The 16,440-nt window shown below is 70.8% G+C and carries 12 protein-coding genes; 5 read left to right on the top strand and 7 right to left on the bottom strand.

The window, feature by feature from the left end; translation table 11 throughout:
- Positions 1 to 102 precede the first annotated feature (102 nt).
- Positions 103 to 987 (bottom strand): (2E,6E)-farnesyl diphosphate synthase, encoded by an 885-nt coding sequence (gene ispA / locus LMH63_RS04780; protein WP_109675776.1) that lies wholly within the window; start codon positions 985 to 987, stop codon positions 103 to 105.
- Positions 977 to 1,234: an exodeoxyribonuclease VII small subunit gene (locus tag LMH63_RS04785; RefSeq protein ID WP_109675774.1), complete on the bottom strand. Its 258-nt coding sequence runs from the start codon at positions 1,232 to 1,234 to the stop codon at positions 977 to 979. Before LMH63_RS04785 ends, ispA begins: the two co-directional genes overlap by 11 nt.
- Before the next feature lie 138 nt (positions 1,235 to 1,372).
- On the opposite strand from LMH63_RS04785, the gene parE reads away from it, so the two are divergent.
- The 3 genes from parE (at position 1,373) to htpX (ending at position 6,671) form a co-directional block, all read left to right on the top strand.
- The gene (gene parE / locus LMH63_RS04790; protein ID WP_109675772.1) at positions 1,373 to 3,265 is read left to right on the top strand and encodes a DNA topoisomerase IV subunit B; all 1,893 of its coding nucleotides are present in this window, start codon (positions 1,373 to 1,375) and stop codon (positions 3,263 to 3,265) included.
- A gap of 175 nt (positions 3,266 to 3,440) precedes the next feature.
- Entirely contained in the window at positions 3,441 to 5,705 is a 2,265-nt protein-coding gene (parC, locus tag LMH63_RS04795) for a DNA topoisomerase IV subunit A (RefSeq protein ID WP_109680047.1), read from the top strand.
- 81 nt (positions 5,706 to 5,786) lie between these two features.
- Positions 5,787 to 6,671, top strand: coding sequence for a protease HtpX (gene htpX / locus LMH63_RS04800; RefSeq protein WP_109680048.1), 885 nt, complete (start codon positions 5,787 to 5,789; stop codon positions 6,669 to 6,671).
- A gap of 206 nt (positions 6,672 to 6,877) precedes the next feature.
- Here the strand turns inward: htpX and LMH63_RS04805 are convergent, their stop codons facing one another.
- Together LMH63_RS04805 and LMH63_RS04810 are read right to left on the bottom strand one after the other, a co-directional pair.
- Positions 6,878 to 8,257, bottom strand: a complete 1,380-nt coding sequence (locus LMH63_RS04805; RefSeq protein WP_109680049.1) for a sigma-54-dependent transcriptional regulator — start codon at positions 8,255 to 8,257, stop codon at positions 6,878 to 6,880.
- On the bottom strand, positions 8,250 to 9,743 hold the full coding sequence (locus LMH63_RS04810; RefSeq protein ID WP_109680050.1) for a sensor histidine kinase: 1,494 nt from the start codon (positions 9,741 to 9,743) through the stop codon (positions 8,250 to 8,252). The genes LMH63_RS04805 and LMH63_RS04810 overlap by 8 nt, the downstream gene beginning before the upstream one ends.
- Before the next feature lie 585 nt (positions 9,744 to 10,328).
- Here LMH63_RS04810 and LMH63_RS04815 point away from each other — a divergent pair.
- Complete coding sequence (locus tag LMH63_RS04815) at positions 10,329 to 10,679, top strand: DUF4168 domain-containing protein (RefSeq protein WP_158280472.1); 351 nt, start codon at positions 10,329 to 10,331, stop codon at positions 10,677 to 10,679.
- A gap of 175 nt (positions 10,680 to 10,854) precedes the next feature.
- Here the strand turns inward: LMH63_RS04815 and LMH63_RS04820 are convergent, their stop codons facing one another.
- The 3 genes from LMH63_RS04820 to epmB form a co-directional block, all read right to left on the bottom strand.
- Positions 10,855 to 12,933 carry an EAL domain-containing protein gene (locus tag LMH63_RS04820; RefSeq protein WP_109680052.1) on the bottom strand — a complete coding sequence of 693 codons (2,079 nt, stop codon included), beginning with the start codon at positions 12,931 to 12,933 and terminating at the stop codon, positions 10,855 to 10,857.
- A gap of 18 nt (positions 12,934 to 12,951) precedes the next feature.
- Positions 12,952 to 14,658 (bottom strand): cyclic-di-GMP receptor FimW-related protein, encoded by a 1,707-nt coding sequence (locus LMH63_RS04825; protein WP_109680053.1) that lies wholly within the window; start codon positions 14,656 to 14,658, stop codon positions 12,952 to 12,954.
- A 73-nt stretch (positions 14,659 to 14,731) separates the two neighbouring features.
- Positions 14,732 to 15,781 (bottom strand): EF-P beta-lysylation protein EpmB, encoded by a 1,050-nt coding sequence (epmB, locus tag LMH63_RS04830; protein WP_109680054.1) that lies wholly within the window; start codon positions 15,779 to 15,781, stop codon positions 14,732 to 14,734.
- A gap of 86 nt (positions 15,782 to 15,867) precedes the next feature.
- Here epmB and efp point away from each other — a divergent pair, with 86 nt between their 5' ends.
- On the top strand, positions 15,868 to 16,437 hold the full coding sequence (gene efp / locus LMH63_RS04835; protein ID WP_109680055.1) for an elongation factor P: 570 nt from the start codon (positions 15,868 to 15,870) through the stop codon (positions 16,435 to 16,437).
- Positions 16,438 to 16,440 lie beyond the last annotated feature (3 nt).

The following is a 16,440-nucleotide window of genomic DNA, read 5'->3' on the forward strand; positions in this document are numbered from 1 at the left end:
GTTCAAGGTTCAAAGTCCGCATCCGCACCGCCGTGCGGAGAGAATCTTTGAACTTGCAACCTTGAACTCGGAACTCGCGATCACTGACCGCGCCTTGCGCGGTCAGTGATCGCGCTCCACGACGTACTCCGCCAGCGCCCGCAGCGTGTCCGCCTCCGGGCCGAACCGCTCGAGGGCGGCGAGGGCGCTGTCGCGGAGCTCGCGGGCGAAATCCCGCGCCTCGGCGAGGCCGATGAGGGCGGGGTAGGTGGGCTTGTGGTGGCGGGCGTCGGCGCCGCTCTCCTTGCCGAGGACGCTGGCATCGCCGGCGACGTCCAGGATGTCGTCCTGGACCTGGAAGGCGAGACCGATGCACTTGGCATAGCGGTCCAGGCGCTCCAGGGCCGTGGCGTCGGCGCCCGGCGCGCACAGCGCCCCGAGCCGGACGCTGGCCCGAATGAGCGCGCCTGTCTTGTGGATGTGCATGTCTTCGAGCTCGGCGGCGTTGAGCTCACGGCCCACGGCGGCGAGATCCAGCGCCTGGCCGCCCACCATGCCGCGGGAGCCGGCGGCCAGCGCCAGCTCGTCGATCATCTGCAGCCGCCGCGCCGGTGCCGGCTCGCTGGCGTGGGCCAGGGTGCGGAAGGCCAGCGTCTGCAGGGCATCGCCGACCAGAATCGCCGTGGGCTCGTCGTAGGCGCGGTGCACCGTGGGCCGCCCGCGGCGCAGGTCGTCGTCGTCCATGGCCGGGAGGTCATCGTGAACCAGGGAGTAGGCGTGAATCAGCTCCACCGCGCAGGCCGGCGTGTTCAGCACCGGGCCGTCCACGCCGAGGGCCTCGCCACCGGCGTACACCAGCAGCGGCCGCAGCCGCTTGCCATCGCCGAGGACGGCGTAACGCATGGCCTCGTGCAGGCGCGCCGGGTGCAGGGTCGGGGCCGGCAGCAGACGCTCCAGTGCGGCCTGAACGCGGCCCTGGCTCTGCTGCAGGCGGCGCTCAAGCGTCATCGCCGGCGCCTGGCCCGGTGTCCCCCTCGAAGGGCTCGGCCCGCGCCTCCTCGCCGCTGCCGATCAGCACTTCCACCTTCTGCTCGGCCTCGCGCAGGGCGCGCTGACATTCCCGGGTGAGCCGGATGCCGCGCTCGAAGGATTGCAGGGACTCCTCGAGGGTGAGGTCACCGCGCTCCATGCGCTCGACCAGCGCTTCCAGCTCCTTCAGCGATGCCTCGAAGTCGAACGGGTTGTCTTCGGCCATGGGTGGGCAGTCGTGGTCGCTGGCGACGGGGCGCCAGTGTAGCGTGGCCGCGGCCCGGGCGCACTGGCGCTGGGCCGGCGCCGGGCGGCACGGTACACTGCCGCCGGCCCGACAGCCCTGGAGGGAATGCACCCCGCGATGACCGCCCGCTACGATTCCGCTGCCATCGAGGTCCTCACCGGCCTCGACCCCGTGCGCCGCCGGCCTGGGATGTACACCGACACCAGCCGGCCGAACCATCTCGCCCAGGAGGTCATCGACAACAGCGTGGACGAGGCGCTGGCGGGGCATTGCCGGCGCATCGACGTGGTCCTGCACCGGGACGGCTCGCTCTCGGTCACCGACGACGGCCGCGGCATGCCGGTGGACATGCACCCGGAGCAGGGGCTGCCGGGTGTCGAGGTCATCCTCAGCAAGCTGCACGCCGGCGGCAAGTTCTCCCGCGAGAGCTACCAGTTCTCGGGCGGGCTGCACGGGGTCGGCGTCTCCGTGGTGAATGCCCTTTCCACGCGGCTCGAGGTGAGCATCCGGCGCGACGGGCGCGAGTGGCGCATGGCCTTCGCCAACGGCGAGAAGCTCTCGGAGCTGGAGCCGGTCGCCGATGTCGGCCGGCGCAACACCGGGACGCGCCTGCATTTCTGGCCGGACGCCCGTTATTTCGACTCGCCGAAATTCTCGCTGCCGCGGCTGAAGCACGTGCTGCGGGCCAAGGCCGTGCTCTGCCCGGGCCTGACCGTGCGCTTCCTCGAGGAGGCGAGCGAGGAGGAGACGGTCTGGTACTACGAGGCGGGTCTCACCGACTACCTGCAGGGGGCCCTGGCCGACTGCGAGCGTCTGCCGGACCCGCCGTTCACCGGCGAGTTCGGTGCCGCCCACGAGGCGGCGGAGTGGGCGGTGACGTGGCTGCCGGAAGAGGGTGAGCCGGTGCAGGAGAGCTACTGCAATCTTGTGCCCACGACCCAGGGCGGGACGCACGTCAACGGCCTGCGCACCGGCCTCACCGAGGCCATCCGCGAATTCTGCGAGTTCCGCAACCTGCTGCCGCGGGGGGTCCGCATCGCCCCGGAGGACGTCTGGGAGCGCATCAGCTACGTGCTCTCGGTCAAGCTCGAGGACCCGCAGTTCTCGGGGCAGACCAAGGAGCGCCTGTCCTCGCGGGAGTGCGCCACCTTCGTCTCCGGCGTGGTGAAGGACGCCTTCAGCCTGTGGCTGAACCAGCACACCGCCGCCGCCGAGCGCCTGGTGGAGCTGGTGCTCGCCCACGCCCAGCGCCGCCAGCGGGCGGCGCGCAAGGTTACCCGCAAGCGCGTCACTTCCGGCCCGGCGCTGCCCGGCAAGCTCGCCGACTGCACCACCCAGGATCCGGCACGCAGCGAGCTCTTCCTGGTAGAGGGGGACTCCGCCGGCGGCTCCGCCAAGCAGGCCCGGGACCGGGAGTTCCAGGCGGTGATGCCGCTGCGCGGCAAGATTCTCAACACCTGGGAGGTGGATCCGGCGGAGGTGATGGCCTCCCAGGAGGTGCACGACATCGCCGTGGCGCTGGGCATCGAGCCCGGCTCCGAGGACCTTGCGCGCCTGCGCTACGGCAAGGTCTGCGTGCTCGCCGACGCCGACCCGGACGGCGCCCATATCGCCACGCTTCTTTGCGCCCTGTTCCTGAAGCACTTCCCGGCGCTGGTGCGCGCGGGGCACGTGTTCATGGCGATGCCCCCGCTCTACCGCATCGACGTCGGCAAGGAGACCTACTACGCCCTGGACGAGGACGAGCGTCGCGGCGTGCTCGACCGCATCGCCGCCGAGAAGCGCAAGGGCAAGGTAGCCACCACCCGATTCAAGGGCCTGGGCGAGATGAACCCCCTGCAGCTGCGCGAGACCACCATGGCCCCGGACACCCGTCGCCTGGTCCAGCTCACCGTGGACGCCCCCGAGGAGACCGAACGCCTCATGGCCATGCTCCTCGGCAAGCGCGCCGCCGCCGAGCGCCGCGCGTGGCTCGAGCAAAAGGGCGACCTCGCGGAGGTGCTGGTCTGAGCGCAGTGCGCTCAGACCAGCACCTCCGCGAGGTCGCGAGCTACAAGTGGCAAGTAGCAAGTTGCAAGCAGAGATCGAGCCGAGAGTGTCTGTTCCGTGACTTGTAACTTGCCACTTGCAACTTGCCACTGAGCGGCCGGCTTCGCATTAGCCGTAACAGTCGAATAGTGAGCTTATGTCTGACTCGACCACCACCACCACCGAATTCGAAAGCCGGCCGCTCCACACCTTCACCGAAAAGGCCTACCTCGACTACTCCATGTACGTCATCCTCGACCGGGCGCTGCCCAATGTCGGGGACGGGCTGAAGCCGGTGCAGCGGCGGATCGTCTACGCGATGTCGGAGCTCGGGCTTTCGGCGCTGGCGAAGTACAAGAAGTCGGCGCGCACGGTGGGCGACGTGCTCGGCAAGTATCACCCGCATGGGGATTCGGCCTGCTACGAGGCCATGGTGCTCATGGCCCAGCCCTTCTCCTACCGCTATCCGCTGGTGGACGGGCAGGGCAACTGGGGCTCGCCGGACGACCCCAAGTCCTTCGCCGCCATGCGCTACACCGAGGCGCGACTCGCGCCCTACGCCCAGCTGCTGCTCCAGGAGCTTGGCCAGGGCACGGTGGACTGGCAGCCGAACTTCGACGGCACCATGGAGGAGCCGGTGGTGCTGCCGGCACGGGTGCCGAACGTGCTGCTGAACGGCGGCACCGGCATTGCCGTCGGCATGGCCACCGACATCCCGCCGCACAACCTTCGCGAGGTGGTGGCGGCCTGCATCCGTCTGCTGGAAGAGCCGGACAGCGAGGTGGCCGTGCTCTGCGAGCACGTCCAGGCCCCCGACTTTCCGACGGCGGCGGAGATCATCACCCCGCGCGAGGACATCCGCCGGGTCTACGAGACCGGCCACGGCGGCCTGCGCCTGCGGGCGCGCTGGGAGCGCGAGGGGCGGGATATCGTGGTCACCGCGTTGCCGTTCCAGGTTTCCGGCAGCAAGGTGCTGGAGCAGATCGCCGCGCAGATGCAGGCGAAGAAGCTGCCGATGGTGGAGGACCTGCGCGACGAGTCCGACCACGAGAACCCGACGCGGCTGGTGATCACGCCGCGCTCCAGCCGAGTGGATGCCGAGGAGCTGATGCAGCACCTCTTCGCCACCACCGACCTGGAGAAGACCTATCGGGTGAATCTCAACGTTATCGGTCGCGACGGCCGGCCGCGGGTCCGCAACCTGCGGGAGATCCTCACCGAGTGGCTCGCCTTCCGCCGGGACACCGTCCGCCGGCGCCTGCAGTGGCGCCTGGACCGGGTGGAGGCGCGCCTGCACGTGCTGGAAGGCCTGCTGGTGGCCTACCTCAACATCGACGAGGTGATCGCCATCATCCGCGCCGAGGACGAGCCGAAGCCCGTGCTCATGGAGCGTTTCGGCCTCACCGATACCCAGGCCGAGGCGATCCTCGAGCTGCGCCTGCGTCATCTGGCGAAGCTCGAGGAGATGAAGATCCGTGGCGAGCAGGACGAGCTGGAGCAGGAGCGTGACCAGCTCCAGACCATCCTGGGCTCCGAGGCCAAGCTGACCCAACTGATCCAGGACGAGCTCGCGGCCGATGCCGAGAAGTACGGCGACGACCGGCGCTCGCCGCTGGTGGCCCGCGACAGCGCGCGGGCGCTGAGCGAGACCGAGCTGGTGCCGAGCGAGCCGGTGACGGTGGTGCTCTCGGAAAAGGGTTGGGCGCGCGCGGCCAAGGGCCACGACGTCGAGCCCGAGAAGCTCTCCTACCGGGCAGGCGATGCCTTCCGCGCCGCCGCCTGCGGGCGCACCAACCAGCTCGCCGTGTTCCTGGACGACACTGGCCGCAGCTACAGTCTCCCCGCGCACTCGCTGCCCTCGGCCCGGGGGCAGGGTGAGCCCCTCACCGGCCGCCTGCAGCCGCCGAGCGGCGCACGCTTTATCGAGGTGCTCTGCGGTGAGCTGGCGAGCCGCTGGGTGCTCGCCTCCGACGCGGGTTACGGCTTCGTCACCGCGCTCGGGAGCCTGATCGCCAAGAACCGCGCCGGCAAGGCGGTGCTGACGGTGCCGGCCGGCGCCGCCGTGCTGCCGCCGGCGCGGGTCCCGGAGGCGGCGGAGGGTGCGCTGCTGGCGGCGGTGACCAGCGCCGGGCGGCTGCTGGTCTTCCCCCTCGCGGAGCTGCCGGAGCTCGCCAAGGGCAAGGGCAACAAGATCATCCATGTGCCGAAGGAGCGACTCGCCGACGGCAGCGAGCGCGTGGCCGCACTGTGTGCCCTGGCGGCGGGGCAGCCGCTGGTGGTGCAGGCCGGGCGCCGCACGCTGACGCTCAAGGGCGGCGACCTCGAGGCCTACGCCGGAGAGCGCGGTCGCCGCGGCCGCGCCCTGCCACGGGGCTTTCAGCGTGTGGACGGCCTGCGCGCCGGCGACCTGCCGGGCGCTTGAACCCGGGCCGGCCGGACCCTATCCAAGCTTTCGACGCCGCGGCGCGGGGCCGCGGCCCGGGATCAGGCTGCTGGAGTGGTCATGAAACGCATCCTGCTGTTCCTCGGCACCAATATCGCGATCATCGTGGTCCTCGGCACCGTGCTGCGCCTCCTTGGCGTGGACCGGCTGCTGGAGGAGCAGGGCGGGGGGCTCAACTATCAGGCCCTGCTGATCTTCGCCGCCGTCTTCGGCATGGGCGGCAGCTTCCTGTCGCTCGCCATCTCCAAATGGATGGCGAAGCGCATGATGGGCGTGCGCATCATCGAGCAGCCGCGCAGCGCAGTGGAGCAGTGGCTGGTGGAGACGGTGCGCCGGCAGGCCCGGGAGGCCGGCATCGGCATGCCGGAGGTGGGCATCTACGACTCGCCCCAGGTGAACGCCTTCGCCACCGGCATGAGCCGCAACAACGCGCTGGTGGCGGTGAGCTCCGGCCTGCTGCAGACCATGAGCCGGGACGAGGCCGAGGCGGTGCTGGCGCATGAGGTCACCCACATCCAGAACGGCGACATGGTGACGCTGGCGCTGATCCAGGGGGTGGTGAACACCTTCGTGATCTTCTTCGCCCGGGTGATCGGGCACTTCGTCGACCGCGTGATCTTCAAGAATGAGCGCGGTCACGGCATCGGCTTCTGGGTGACCACCATCGTCGCCGAGATCCTGCTCGCGGTGCTGGCCTCGATCATCGTCATGTGGTTCTCGCGCCAGCGGGAGTTTCGTGCCGATGCCGGGGCCGCGCGCCTGGCCGGCCGCCAGAAGATGATCGCCGCCCTCCAGCGTCTCGGCGGCACGCCGCCGGCGGAGGACCTGCCCGACCAGATGGAGGCCTTCGGCATCTCCGGCAAGATCGCCAGCGGCGGCTTCAAGCGCCTGTTCATGTCCCACCCGCCGATAGAGGAACGCATCGCCGCCCTACGCGGTGGTTGAGCGCGCGCCGCACGGGGATTTACCGCGAAGGCGCAAAGGACGCTAAGAAGACGCAAAGAAAACGCGATGAATTCGGATAGCTCCGTGGCCACGGCTAGCCCGTGGCGAGGGCGAATGGCCGAAGTCCCCGAAAGCAATCGCTTTCTTGGCGTCCTTTGCGTCTTTGCGGTTGTCCCTTTCCCCGTTCAGGCGCCTGAAGGCGCGGCCTAGGCCTCGTCGCCGTCGAGCTTGCGGTAGAGGGTGCGGCGGCCGATGCCGAGGATGTCGGCGGCGCGGCGCTTGTTGCCGTCCACGGCCTCCATGACCTGCTGGATGTAGCGGCGTTCCACCTCGGCCAGCGGCGGCAGCTCGCTGGCCGGGGTCAGGCCGTCCGGCAGGGCAGAGGGCTCGCTGGTGCCAGGGCGGCGGACCCGCTCCGGGAGATCGGCGGGCTGGACGCTGTCGCCATCGGCGAACGTCACCGCCCGCTCGATGGCGTTGGCGAGCTCGCGCACATTCCCCGGGAAGGCGTAGCGTCGGAGGCAAGCCAGGGTCTCCGGGGCGAGGCGCGGCGTGGCGCGGCCGAGGCGCTGGGCGAACCGGGACACCAGCCGGGCGGCCAGCAGGTCGACGTCGTCTCCGCGCTCGCGCAGCGGCGGCACCGGCAGGCGGAAGGTCTCGAGGCGGTAGAACAGATCGGCGCGGAAGTCTCCCCGCTCGACGGCCGCCTCCAGGTCCTGATGGGTCGCCGCGACGATGCGCAGATCCACCGCCTGCTCGCGGTCGGCGCCGACCGGGCGTACACGGCTGTCCTCCAGCACCCGTAGCAGCTTTGCCTGCAGCGCCGCGGGCATCTCCGCGATCTCGTCCAGGAACAGGGTGCCCCCGTCGGCGGCCTGGAACAGCCCGGCCCGGGCACGGTGGGCGCCGGTGAAGGCACCCTGCACATGGCCGAAGAATTCGCTCTCCAGCAGCTCGGCCGGCACGCCGGCGCAATTGACGGCGATGAAGGGGCCCGCCTGTCGCGGGCTCTCAGCATGCACCGCGCGCGCAACCAGCTCCTTGCCCGTGCCGCTCTCGCCGGTGACGAGCACCGGCCCCTCGCCGGCGCCGATGCGGCGGATGCCGGTGAAAAGGGCCTGCATGGGCCGGCTGCGGCCGATCAGGCCGTGGAAGTCGTCTCCGCCGAGCAGCGCCTCGAATTCACTCACCCGCCGGCGCAGCCTGCGATGCTCCAGCACGCGGCCGACGCCGAGCAGCAGGTGCTCGAGATCCAGCGGCTTGGTAAGGAAGTCGTCGGCTCCCGCCTTCAGCGCCTCCACCGCCTGGCTGATGGTGCCGAAGGCGGTGATGACGATAAAGCCGACGGCATCGCCGCCGCTGCCCTCGCGGGTCGCCCGCAGCAGGGCCATGCCGTCGCTGCCGGGCAGCCGCAGGTCGCTGACAACCAGCTCCACCGGGTCCGAGTCGAGCACCTCCCGGGCCGCCGGCGCGGTTCCGACCGCTGTCACCGTGTAGCCGGCCTCGCGCAGCTCCTCCACCAGCAGGCCGCGCAGGCTGTCGTCGTCCTCCACGACGAGGATGCGGGCGCCATCGGTCTCACTCATGCTCGGGTTCCTTCACGTCTGCGGCCCGGCCCTCGGCCGGCAGGATGATCTCGAAGCGGGCGCCGCCAAAGGGACTCTCGCCCACGCGGATACGGCCGCCATGGGCCTCCACGGCCCCGTGGACCACCGCGAGCCCGAGCCCCGTGCCGCTGCCGACGGGCTTGCTGGTGAAGAAGGGCTCGAACAGCCGTTCCTGGGCATCGGGGTCGATGCCGGGGCCGTCGTCGTCCACCCGCAGCACGCACTCCGCCCCGTGCTGCGCGACCCCGACGCGTATCTCGCCACCGGGGCTTGCCTGGAGCGCGTTCTGCACCAGGTTGGCCAGGGCCTCCTCCAGCCGCGTGGGGTCGGCGTGAAGGGTGAGCCCCTCGCCGCCGTCGTCCAGCGCGAGGCGCGCGCCGGCGGCCTCCGGCATGGCCTGGGCTCGCTCGATCACGCCCTCCAGCAACGGGCGGATCTCCAGCCGGCGGGGTCGCAGCGGGCTGCGCCGGGCGAAGTTCATCAGCTCGCGGACGATCCGGGACATGCGCTGGACCTCGCCACGGATCGATTCCAGCGCCTCGCGTACCGGCGGCGCCAGGTCCGACCGGCGCAACGCGCGCTGGGCGCGCCCGTCCACGACGCTCAGGGGCGTTCCGAGCTCGTGGGCAACGCCGGCGGCGAGCTCGCCCACGGCGGCGAGCTTGCGCGACTCCCGCAGGTCCGCCTCCAGACTCTCCTGCCGCTCCCGGCGGCGCGCGATCTCGGCCTCGGAGCGGGCCAGGCTCTCCAGCATGCTGTTGAAGCCCCGGGCCAGCTCGCGGATCTCCGCCGGCCCCCCGGGCCGGGCCCGATGCGAGCGCGCACCGGTGGCGACTGCCTCCATGCTGCGGCTGAGCTCCCGCAGCGGGCCGCCAATGGCCCAGCGGTGGCCGATGATGACCACCGCGGAGAGCAGCAGCGCCAGGAGCCCGAGCCCGATGGCGCCGCCGCCACGGATCAGCGCCAGGGTGTCGCGGAAGTCGTCGGCGTGGCGCGTGATCTGGAGCAGGGCGGCGAACCGGCCGCCGGCGTCGCTCAGCGGGAGGAAGTAGACGTACAGTGCCTCGCCGTCGACCCGGGTGTATTCGCTGCCCTCCTCGCCACGGAGGGCCAGGGCCTCGATCTCGCGGGTGGGGAGGGCCCTGGCGCCCGCACCGGCGCCGGCGACCAGCTGCCCCTCGCGCCCGAACACATGCACGCCATAGACCCGGCCGAAGGAGAAGGCCGAGCGCAGCATCTCCTGCATGCGGTAAGGCTCGCCGCGCTGGATGGCGCGGCTCAGCGGGAACTGCAGCGCCCGGGCGATCAGCTCGATATCCTCGCGCATGCGCGCCTCGGCCTGACGCTCCAGCACAGACAGACCCACCGAGCCCACCGCGCCTATCATGAAGGTGAGCGGCACGACGACGAAGGCGATGAGGGCGGCACTGAGGCGCAGCCGGGACAGCATCAGGCTAGCCCGCATCTCTCACCGATTCGGGGCTGCGGTCGCGGATCTGGCGAGCAGTACTGCGTTGCGCTCGGTCCGGGTGCTCGACGTACTGTCGAGTACGCCTGCGCGCCCGGATTCTCCCGCGCGTTGGGCAGCGCGGAGCCCTTCCCGCGGGCCTCTGGCCGCACAGCGCGTGTGCAGACAAGGCGCGCTGCGCAGCGCTGTACCGCGGTACAGTCAAGCAGCGCAACGCCGGCTGCGCGCGCGCTGTACGGCCCCGCAGGGCGCTTCAGAGCGGCGCCCTGGACTGCGTTGGCGTTCTTGCAAAGGGCTACGGCCATTCGCTGCGAACGCCGCCTTGCCAGGTCGCCGCTCTGAAGCGCAGAGGCCCGCGGGAAGGGTTCCGCGCTGCCCCTCTCCTGCCCGCCATCTCCACGACCTCGCTTCGCGAATCGGTGAGAAATGCGGGCTACTGTGTCATGCTGGCAGTATGTGTCAATAAGGCACATTCACATCGGCACATTGTGGCTGGCAGGTGATGGCACGACGCCGGTGGCACGTCGCGTGCAAGGATCGCACCCGACAGTTGGGCAATCACTGCATCGAGGGAGGAACGACATGACTCTGCGACCCATGATGGCGGCCCTGGCACTGCTGCTCGCGCTCGCCCTCGGCGGCCCGGTGCTGGCCCAGAACGACGAAGGCGGCGCCGGCGGCTACTCCGAGGAAACGCTGCAGCAGTTCGTCGAGGCCCACAGCGGGGTGCTGGCCATCCGCGACGAGTACACCCAGCGGCTTCAGGAGGCCGACGACCGCGAGCAGGCAATGGCGCTCCAGGAGGAGGCCAACGAGCGCATGGTCAACGCCGTCACCGACACCGGTCTTTCGGTGGAGGAATACGGCGAGATCGCCCGCGCCGCCTCGGGTGATACCGAGCTCTCGGAGCGCATCCAGGACATGATGGAGTAGCGTCTTGCGCTACTCCATCATGAGTTGCAAGTGACAAGTAGCAAGTTGCAAGGGACGGCCTCGATCAGGAATCGAGGCACTCGGGGCTCCCGGCGGCGCTCTCGTCTTGCAACTTGCAACTTTGAACTTGCAACTACGACTTCACCGGCATGGTGATCTAGGCCGCACCAGCGGCCTAGATCACCATGCCGGTGAAGTCGTACCCCATGTCCGGCAAAGGCTCCTGCAGGAAGTGGCCCTGAACCAGGTCGACCTGGTACTGCCATAGCATGGCAAGCACCGTGGCCTCCTCCAGGTAGCCCGCGATGACGCGCTTGCCCATCTCGTGGCCGGTGGCGATGAGCTCGCGCACCTGCTGCTGGTGCCGGTCGTTGCTGCCGAGGTCTTCGGTGAGCTCGCGGGCGATCTTGAGGTAGTCCGCCGGCAGGTGCTGGATGAGCTGGGTGGTGTTGCCGGTGACGCCGAAGCCGTCCAGTGCGAAGCCGCAGCCGAGTGCCCGGGCCCGTTCATGAAACGCCTTGGCCTGGTTGAGCTGTGTGACCGCGACGCTCTCGGCGATCTGCAGCACCAGCCTTTCCCCCGGGATCTCCAGGCGCTGCAGCGTCTCGGCGAGCTGCTCCACCACCGCCTGCTCGCCGAGGCTCGCCCCGCCGATGCGCACGAACAGGGTGGTCTCGTGGCCGCGTTGCTGGCGCGCCGCCACGGCGGCAGCGGCCTGATCCAGCACCCAGCGGTCGATGGCCGCAGCCAGCCCGTGGCGCTCGGCATGGGGCAGAAAGGCCCCGGGCTCCAGCATCTCGCCGTCGGTGGCCCGTAACCGGAGACTCACCTCGTAGCGCTCGGTCTGGTCACCGTCCAGCGCCACGAGGGGCTGATAGTAGAGATCGAAGCCCTCGCCGGCCAGGGCATCCTCGATCAGTGTGCGCCAGTCGTCCCCGCCCTCGGGCTCTTCGCCGGCATGCAGCTGGACCCGGTTGCCGCCCTCTTCGGCGGCCGCCTCGCAGGCGGCGGAGGCGAGGTTGATGGCCTGCTCCGCGGTGGCGACCCCGTCACCGAGCACCGCGACGCCGAGGCTGCAGGTCTTGGTGATGGTGCGATTGCCGGCTTCGGTGACGTGATCCTCGACGCTCTTGCGGATCGACTCCGCCACCGCCAGCGCCTCGTGCACGCCGTGATGGCGCAGCAGCAGGGTGAACACCGCGTCGCTGTAACGGGCGGCCAGGCCGCCGCCGCCGGCCTGGCGTTCCACCAGCGTAGCCACGTCCCCGATGACCATGTCCAGCACGGTAATGCCGTGGGTGGCGCGTACCGCCTCCAGGTTGTCGAGGCGGACGTAGAGCAGGGCGCTGGTACTGCCGTCGTCGGCGTCCAGCTGCTCGGCGAGTGCGCGGTCGAGCACGTCGACGAAGTAGTTGCGGTTGAACAGACCGGTGAGCAGATCCTTGCGGCTCAGGTCCTCGAGCCGCTCCTCGAGCTCGGCGCTGGAGCTCTGCTCGCGGATGAGGATCTGGCTGCAGTCCTCCCCGTCCCAGCTGGCCGCGGAGAACTCCATGTGCACGCGCTCCACCTCGCCGTCCGCGGCCTGGATGTGGACGTCGATCGCCTGCTGGTCGCTGTCGCCGCGCATGTAATGACGGAAAAAGGTCTTGAAGCGGTCCTGGTCTTCGCTGGCGATGAGGTCGAGCACCGGCAGGCCCTGGATCTCGTCGAGATCGCGTACGCCGAAGCGCTCGAGATAGCTGCGGTTGGCATACACGTGCATGCCTTCGTGGACGTAGGCGATGGCGTCGCGGGAGCTGTCGAGCAGCGCGTGGCAGCGGCGCTCGGTCTCCCGCAGGGCTGCCTCGACGCGGCGGATGCGGCGGCGCTCGTGCAGCCCGGCGAGCTCGCGGGCCACCACCAGACGGAAGTGCTCGGGATCGGCCTTGCTGACCAGATCCACCGCGCCCTCCGCCATCACCTCGCGGCGGCGCTGCGGCTCCTCGCCGTCCGCGAGGACGAGCAGCGGCAGATCGCGCCCGGCCTGGTGGAGGACGCGGATGGCACTGGCGAGGGGCAGCTCCTCCAGGCCGTCGGCGCAGAGGAAAAGGTCGTAGCTGTGACCGGCGAGCGCCTCGCCGAGGGACTCCGCGTCCGCCACTGCGGTGGCGCGCACCGCCAGCCCTGCGTTGCGCAGGACGCTGGTCAGCTGCTCGACATCGTTTCCGGCGGCGTCGGCATACAGCAGCCGCAGCAGCCCGTTGTCGCTTTCCATGCTCCCCCTTGCGAAAAATCAGCCGCGGAACAGTGTCTCGATGCCATCACTGTCGCCGGCGTCGCTGTGGCGGCGGAACTCGAGCTGGACGTAGTGGGCACTGCCATCGCGCTCGCGCAGCAGGTCCAGCTCGGTTTCTCGATTGCCATGGCACAGGCGTGCCCGCCGGCCGGAGACGAAATGCGGCCCGGGCGCCAGCAGCGTCGGCGGCTGATCGCGCCCCTCGACCCGCGGCAGCAGCAGCGCCCGCTCGGCGGGCCCGAAGCGCCCGTCGTCCAGCTCGGCGCGGAGCTCCAGCGGCACCGGGTCGCTGCCGAGGATCTCGATGCCCACTTCGAGCCCGTGCCGCGGGGCGGCACGCAGCCAGCGGACGGCCCCGAGCTGCATGGGCAGACCGCGCCCCGCCAGCTCCCGCATCAGCAGCAGCTCGCCGACGGTGAGCCGCCGTGGCGCTTGATCCCCGGACAGCAGACAATAGCCGCTGGCACTGATGTTGACCAGCTGCCAGATGTCGTCTTCGGCGTGCTCCGAGGGCGGCGCCGCGGGGACATCGTCTGAGACGCGGTCGGCCTCCCGCAGCGAGGCCAGCAGCTCGCTCGGGTAGAGCACGCTCCATACATCCGGCCGCGCCGACTGTTCGGCGCGGGGGGTGCCGGCCTCAAAGCGGCTGCGCTCGCGTTCGGCGGCGTCCGCCCGCCGTCCGAGCCGCTCGCAGAGCGTCGCGTGCACCTGGCGGAACCCGGCCTGGACCTCGGCGCGAGCCTCGGCGCGCAGGCGCCGGTGGCGGCGCGTCGGCACGGCTGCCAGGGCGAGAGCGATCCGCCCGGAAAGCTCCGGGTCCAGCCGGGACAGCTCCCCGCTGCGGCCCTGGCCGCCGGACAGGGCCCGGCGCAGGCGTTGCAGCAGGGGTGTGGTCTGCAGCGTGCGGTCGTCCGCCCGGTCCAGCTCAGGGATGGCCGCGTGGGGCGGACCGTCGGCGCTCCGCGGCACCCGGTAGACGGCGTCATCGGTGCCCTCGTCCGCGCCTGCCTCGCCCAGGCGGGCGCTGTCGGCGAGACGCCCGAGCAGCTCCCAGACCTCGACGATCTCGTGCTGGTCCAGTCGGTGCGGGCCGATCGCGGCGCACAGCAGGAGCTGCTTGTAGGCCTCCTCGGGGCTTGCGCCGCCGCCATCGCTCGCGCGCACCCGCACGCCGGCAACCCCCTCGGCCTCCGCCAGGGCGAACAGGCGATGCACCCGCGCCCACAGGCCCTCGCCCGGGGGGGCGTAGGCCAGCCAGTGCTCGAGCAGCTCGCGGCCGCGCAGGCGCAGGGCATGCTCCAGCGCCAGCGCCACCCGCCGCCGGCGGCGCAGGCCGGACGGCACCTCGGTGGCGGCGATCTCGTGGCCGAGGGCCGCCTCCGCCAGCAGGCGGCGGGCCAGCGTGGCCGCGCCGGCCGCGTTGCCGCGCAACGGCAGCGGCCGACCCAGGCAGTGCCGGCGCAGCGCGTGCACGAGGTAGTCGATCAGCGGCAGCAGGCGCTCCAGTGCCGCGAGGCGCTCGCCCACCGGCAGCGACCAGCGATTGAGCCGGTTCAGCGCACGGAAGACCTGCGGTCCGGTCTCGGCGAGATTGGCCAGGGGGAGGCCGTCGATCCAGCTGCCGATGGCTCGCGGATGCCAGTCGAACTCCTCTCGCTGCGGGTGCGAGCGCGCGGGCAGCTCCAGTGCCGGAGGGGTGGTCATCGGTCTGCAAGATCCCATGCGTATTGGGGCGGCCGGTCGCCCGTTCGCGGCGAGTATAGCAGTGAGAATTGCGTCACTCCGCGTCGTCGCCGTTGCGGTCCCGGGTCCAGTCCACCGGGGTCTTCCAGGGGCGTCCGGCGTCCTCGCGCACGAGCCGCGGCAACAGATACCCGGGCACGCGCTCGGCCAGCGCCCGCATCAGCGCCCGCGCCTCGCGCTCCGGCACCTCGAAGTGCGCGGCACCGCGGACGCGGTCCAGGAGGTGGAGGTAGTAGGGCTGCACGCCGAGCTCGAAGAGCCGCTCGCCCAGGGCTTCCAGGGTGTCGACCTGGTCGTTGACGCCGCGCAGCAGAACGGCCTGATTGTAGAGCGCGACCCCGGCCCCGCGCAGCCGTGCGACGGCATCGGCCACCGCGGCGTCGAGCTCAGCGGGATGATTGGCGTGGAGGACGAGCACAGGGCGCAGCCGGCCACCGGCCAGCCAGGCGAGCAGGGCGTCGTCCACCCGTTCCGGCAGGACCACGGGGAGACGGCTGTGCACCCGCAGCCGCCGCAGGTGCGGGATCCCGTCCAGCGCGGCGGCGAGGTCCTGCAGACGACGGTCGCTCAGGCTAAGCGGGTCGCCGCCGCTCAGCAGCACCTCCTGGATGTCCGGGCGCTCGCGCAGGTAGGCGAGTGCGCCCTGCCACCGGTGTACGGCGGCGTTTTCCTCGGCGTAGGGGAAATGCCGCCGGAAGCAGTAGCGGCAGTGAATGGCGCAGGCGCCGGTGGCGATCAGCAGCGCCCGGCCGCGATACTTGTGCAGCACGCCGCCCCCGACCAGGCTCTGCGCATCGCCTACCGGATCCTCGATGAAGCCGGGCGTATCCGCGGCCTCGGCGTCCAGGGGCAGCACCTGGCGCAGCAGGGGGTCAGCCGGGTCGCCCCGGCGCATCCGCCGCACGTAACCCCACGGTACCCGCAGCGGGAACAGCCGGGCGCCGTGGTGGGCACCCGCCAGCAGCGCGGGGTCAAGATCCAGGGCCCGCAGCAGCTCAGCCGGGTCCCGGATAGCCGCCGCGAGGGCCTGCTGCCAGGCGGGTGGCCCGTCGGTGGCCTGGCGGCGCGCGGTCTCGGCGCTCATGTTCTATCGCTCCCGCATTTCCGTTAGCATGCGCCAGTTTCGGCCCCGGGCCGCCATCAGCGGCCGCTGCAGAGAACGGAGAGGGCATGGCGACCTACAGCACCAACCAGTTCAAGTCGGGCCTGAAGATCATGCTCGACGGCGAACCCTACACCATTGTCGAGAATGAGTTCGTCAAGCCGGGCAAGGGCCAGGCGTTCAATCGCGTGAAGGTGCGCAACCTCAAGACCGGCAAGGTCATCGACCGGACCTTCAAGTCCGGCGACAGCGTCGAGGCGGCGGACGTCCTCGAGACGCAGATGCAGTATCTGTACACCGACGGCGAGTTCTATCACTTCATGGCGCCCGAGTCCTTCGAGCAGCATGCCGCCCCGGCCGCGGCAGTGGGTGACAACGCCAAGTGGCTCAAGGAGCAGGAGCTTTGCAGCGTCACCCTGTACAACGGCGCGCCGCTGTCTGTGGAGCCGCCGCCCCATGTGACCCTGAAGGTGGTGCAGACCGACCCCGGTCTCAAGGGCGACACCAGCAGCGGCGGCAGCAAGCCGGCCACGCTGGAGACCGGGGCGGTGGTGCAGGTGCCGCTGTTCATCCAGGAGGGCGAGGTGCTGAAGGTGGACACGCGCACCGGCGAGTACATTTCCCGCGCGAAGGACTGAGCC

This window comes from Spiribacter halobius, from assembly GCF_020883455.1.
GTDB lineage: Bacteria > Pseudomonadota > Gammaproteobacteria > Nitrococcales > Nitrococcaceae > Sediminicurvatus > Sediminicurvatus halobius.

Excerpts from the sequence above, each read along its gene's own strand:
- LMH63_RS04820 (WP_109680052.1), bottom strand. The coding sequence starts at position 12,933 with ATGGAAAGCGACAACGGGCTGCTGCGGCTGCTGTATGCCGACGCCGCC.
- htpX (WP_109680048.1), top strand. The coding sequence starts at position 5,787 with ATGAAACGCATCCTGCTGTTCCTCGGCACCAATATCGCGATCATCGTG.
- LMH63_RS04825 (WP_109680053.1), bottom strand. The coding sequence starts at position 14,658 with ATGACCACCCCTCCGGCACTGGAGCTGCCCGCGCGCTCGCACCCGCAG.
- parC (WP_109680047.1), top strand. The coding sequence starts at position 3,441 with ATGTCTGACTCGACCACCACCACCACCGAATTCGAAAGCCGGCCGCTC.
- efp (WP_109680055.1), top strand. The coding sequence starts at position 15,868 with ATGGCGACCTACAGCACCAACCAGTTCAAGTCGGGCCTGAAGATCATG.
- epmB (WP_109680054.1), bottom strand. The coding sequence starts at position 15,781 with ATGAGCGCCGAGACCGCGCGCCGCCAGGCCACCGACGGGCCACCCGCC.
- LMH63_RS04805 (WP_109680049.1), bottom strand. The coding sequence starts at position 8,257 with ATGAGTGAGACCGATGGCGCCCGCATCCTCGTCGTGGAGGACGACGAC.
- LMH63_RS04815 (WP_158280472.1), top strand. The coding sequence starts at position 10,329 with ATGACTCTGCGACCCATGATGGCGGCCCTGGCACTGCTGCTCGCGCTC.
- LMH63_RS04785 (WP_109675774.1), bottom strand. The coding sequence starts at position 1,234 with ATGGCCGAAGACAACCCGTTCGACTTCGAGGCATCGCTGAAGGAGCTG.
- parE (WP_109675772.1), top strand. The coding sequence starts at position 1,373 with ATGACCGCCCGCTACGATTCCGCTGCCATCGAGGTCCTCACCGGCCTC.
- LMH63_RS04810 (WP_109680050.1), bottom strand. The coding sequence starts at position 9,743 with ATGCGGGCTAGCCTGATGCTGTCCCGGCTGCGCCTCAGTGCCGCCCTC.
- ispA (WP_109675776.1), bottom strand. The coding sequence starts at position 987 with ATGACGCTTGAGCGCCGCCTGCAGCAGAGCCAGGGCCGCGTTCAGGCC.